The organism is Streptomyces sp. NPDC047079 (genome assembly GCF_040643755.1).
Classification (GTDB): Bacteria; Actinomycetota; Actinomycetes; order Streptomycetales; family Streptomycetaceae; genus Streptomyces.
Genome location: NZ_JBEYUZ010000064.1, coordinates 1 through 3,001 on the forward strand (window position 1 = coordinate 1; position 3,001 = coordinate 3,001).

Genomic DNA, 3,001 nt, shown 5'->3' on the forward strand with positions numbered 1-3,001 from the left:
TACGCGGGCAGCTCGTCCGCCAGCTGCCGGTACGTCAGCCCCGGTCGCCAGGACGGCAGATGCACCTCGTACACCGAGAACGGCGCCTCGTGCACGGCGGTGTCCGCGCGGCGCGCGAGCCACTCCCCGTCCTGCCACTCGTGGCGGGAGACGTGCACGATGGAGGACGTGCGCGGCGGGGCCTCGGTGCGGCGGGCCAGCGGGTCGGCGCGCAGGGTCCGGGAGCCGTCGGGGCGGGTGATCTCGAACTTGTACAGCTCGCCCTCGCCGATCCGGGGCACGAACAGTTCCCACACGCCCGACGAGCCGAGGGACCGCATCGCGTGGCCCGTGCCGTCCCAGTGGTTGAAGCCGCCGGCCACACGCACACCGCGGGCGTTCGGCGCCCACACCGCGAAGCGGGTGCCGGTCACGCCCTGATGGGTCATCGGATGGGCGCCGAGCACCCGCCACAGCTGCTCGTGCCGTCCCTCGCCGATCAGATGCAGGTCCAGTTCGCCGAGCGTGGGCAGGAAGCGGTAGGCGTCCTCGGTCTCCTGCACCGCTCCCTCGTAGACCACAAGGAGCCGGTACTCCGGCACATCACCGAGCGGCAGCAGGCCCGAGAAGAAGCCGTCGCCGTCGTCGTGCAGTTCGGACCGCAGATCCCCGGTGACGACGGTCACCGACAGCGCGTACGGACGAAAGGCCCGGAAGGCGACTCCACCGGGCACCTGATGGGCGCCGAGCACCGTGTGCGGGTCGTGGTGGGTACCGTCACGCAGGCGCGCCCGGTCGGCGGCGCCGACCGCGGGGGAGACGGCCACCTGGAACGTGACCGGTTCCTCGGCGGCCGCCTGCTCGATCACCGTCTTCCGGGCGGGGGGCTTCTGGGCGGGGACCTTCCCGGCGGCGGCCGTCTTCCGGGCGGCGGCCTTCTTGGCGACGGCTTTCTTGGCGACGGCCTTCTTGGTGGCAGCTTTCGTGGGAGCTGACTTCTGGGCGGCCACCGAAGCCTTCTTGGCGAGGGCGGGGGCCTTGTTCGTGGCCGTCTTGGCCGCCGCCGTCTTCTTGGCCGCCGCCGTCTTCTTGCCCATCGTGGCCTTCTTCACGGCCGTCCTGGCCGTCGTCGTCTTCTTGGCGGCCGCCTTCTTCCCGGCCGCCGCCCTCGCCCCGGCGGACCGCTGCCCCGGAACCTCCGGCGCGGTACTCTCCGCCGCCGCCCTCGCCACCACGGCCGCCGTCGTCTCGGCCGCGGTCTTCCTCGTGTCGGCCGCCGACTTCTCGGCGGCCGGCGTCGCCTTCTTGGCGGCGGTCACCTTCTTCGATCCGGTCTTGTGCGGACCGTCGCCGTTCTTCTGCGTGCTGTCGTCGGACGGAGGGCGGGGCGTCACGGGCGGGGCCTCCTCGGCAAGGGGTGGTGGATCAGGGGGTGGCGTCGGCGGCCAGGCGGCGTATCGCCGCCATCGGCACGGGCAGCCAGTCGGGGCGGTGGCGGGCCTCGTACAGGACCTCGTAGACGGCCTTGTCCGTCTCGTACGCGCGCAGCAGCACCGGTTCGGTCCGCGGATCGTGCCCGGTGACCTCGGCGTAGCCCGAGCAGTACGCGGCCCGGCACGCCGCGGCCCACTGCGGTGCCGGAGGGCCGGCCGAGTGTGCCGCGTAGTCGAAGGAGCGCAGCATCCCCGCTATGTCCCGCACCGCGGGCTGTGGCCTGCGGCGCTCGGCGAGCGGCTTGGACGGCTCGCCCTCGAAGTCGATCAGCGACCAGGCCCCGGACGGCGAGCGCAGGCACTGGCCCAGGTGCAGATCACCGTGGATGCGCTGGGCGGTCCAGGTCTGTCCCTCGGCGGCGAGGTGGGCCAGCGCCTCGAACGCGCGGTGCAGTCCGGGCGCGTACGGCCGCAGCGCCGGCACCGCCTGCGCCGCCGCCTCCAGCCGTTCGGCCATGCCGCCGACCAGCAGCCGTATCTGGGCGTGGCCCAGTGTGACCGGGGGCAGCGCGCGGGCCAGGGCCGAGTGCACCTCGGCGGTGGCGCGGCCGAGCGCCCGTGCCTCCGGTGCGAAGTCCTCCCCCTTGGCCAGCTCCTGCAGGGCCAGCTCCCACCCGTCGAAGGCGCCCCGCAGAAACGGCTGGAGCACGGCCAGGACGTACGGCTCGTCCAGGTCGTCGAGGTCGGCGAGCAGCCAGCCGGCCGGTGCGGGCACCCTCGGGCAGCGCTCGTGCGCGAGCACCAGCGGGAGTTCCAGATCGGGGTTGGTGCCGGGGACGACACGCCGCAGGAGCTTCAAGATGAACGTATCTCCGTAGACGACCGAGGAGTTCGACTGCTCCGCGGTCACCCTCCTCCCGACGAGCTCCTCCCCTATCGTCTGGTGCGGGTCGCCCTCGAAGCGGAGTCTGCCGACGCGGGCCTGGGTGCGCAGCGCCTCCAGGAGCACGGCGGCGGCCCGGGGGTCGTACAGCGCCTCGTACACGGTCCGGCCGGCCAGTGGTCCGTCCGTCATATGCCCGATCAGCGCGGGCGCCAGCCGCGGCGGCAGCACCTCACGCACGCCGATCAGCAGCTGGTAGCAGTCGCCGGGGTGCGGCACGGAGCCCTGCGTCGGCGCATCCGGCTGGTGGGCCCGTACCAGCAGGTGGAGCAGGCTCAGCGTGCCTCCCGGCGGCAGCAGGTCGGTGGCCGCCACCAGCGAGAACCCGGTGACCGGTCGCCCCTTCCCAGCGAACCAGCGCTGCCGCGGCAGCCACTCCCGCAGCAGTGGTTCGAGGGACGCGAGGAGACCGGACTGAGTCGTGGCGGGACGGGCGACGGCTTCCGACATGGCGTGCGTCCTTTCCCCGGGGGATGGTCGGGGTGTCAGTGCCTGCGTGCCCCGGACGGGGCGGGGGAAACCCGCCCCGTCCCCGGCTTCTAGACAGCGTCCTTGCGGAGCCGGAACCAGTAGAAGCCGTGGCCTGCGAGGGTGAGGAGGTAGGGCAGTTCGCCGATGGCGGGGAAGCGGACCCCACCGATCAGTT

At 73.1% G+C, this 3,001-nt stretch carries 1 protein-coding gene and 2 pseudogenes; all 3 read right to left on the reverse strand.

The features are described from left to right. Positions 1-1,373, reverse strand: a pseudogene (locus ABZ823_RS30845) (hypothetical protein); the annotation flags it as partial. A gap of 31 nt (positions 1,374-1,404) precedes the next feature. Next, the gene (locus tag ABZ823_RS30850) at positions 1,405-2,805 is read right to left on the reverse strand and encodes a phosphotransferase (RefSeq protein WP_361666214.1); all 1,401 of its coding nucleotides are present in this window, start codon (positions 2,803-2,805) and stop codon (positions 1,405-1,407) included. An 89-nt stretch (positions 2,806-2,894) separates the two neighbouring features. Further along, positions 2,895-3,001, reverse strand: a pseudogene (locus tag ABZ823_RS30855) (alpha,alpha-phosphotrehalase); the annotation flags it as partial.

Bases quoted from the DNA above. Each gene is read 5' to 3' on its own strand.
- ABZ823_RS30850 (WP_361666214.1), bottom strand. From the start codon at position 2,805: ATGTCGGAAGCCGTCGCCCGTCCCGCCACGACTCAGTCCGGTCTCCTC.